General features: G+C 60.3%; 1 protein-coding gene. It reads right to left on the minus strand.

The features are described 5' to 3' along the window. Nucleotides 1-514: tyrosine-type recombinase/integrase (locus AAY47_RS19180; RefSeq protein WP_047771939.1), on the minus strand; the 514-nt coding region annotated here is incomplete at both ends.

Genomic DNA, 514 nt, shown 5'->3' on the forward strand with positions numbered 1-514 from the left:
CCCAGCATCGCCTGGATATGGCGGATATCGGCACCGTTATCCAGCATCTGCGTGGCCATTGAGTGCCGGAACAGGTGACACGCCCCCGGCTTGTCCAGATGTGCCCGCTGCCGGATGGCTTTGCCTGCGATTTGCGTCAGGTGTCCCAGACTCAGCGGCCTGCCCTTTTGCGAGATAAACAGATAACCGCTGTCATAGTGCGCGGCCAGTTGTGGCCTGACGTTGACCAGATAGCGTTTCAGCCAGCCCAGCGCCCGCTCACCGACAGGCACAACCCGATCTTTATTCCCTTTGCCCTGATTCACCACGACCGCACCACGTTCGAAGTCGATGTCGCCCCGCTGAAGCTGGCGCAGCTCCATGCGCCGGATGCCGCTGCTCCAGAGGATTTCCAGCATCACCCGGTTGCGAAGTCCCAACACACTCTGATCGTCAAGGCTCTCCAGCACCGGTGTGGTTTCCCGTTCACTCAGGATCTGCGCCGGCAGCCGCTTTTCTTCTTTCGGCAACACCA

This window comes from Xenorhabdus griffiniae, from assembly GCF_001028135.1.
Classification (GTDB): domain Bacteria; phylum Pseudomonadota; class Gammaproteobacteria; order Enterobacterales; family Enterobacteriaceae; genus Xenorhabdus; species Xenorhabdus bakwenae.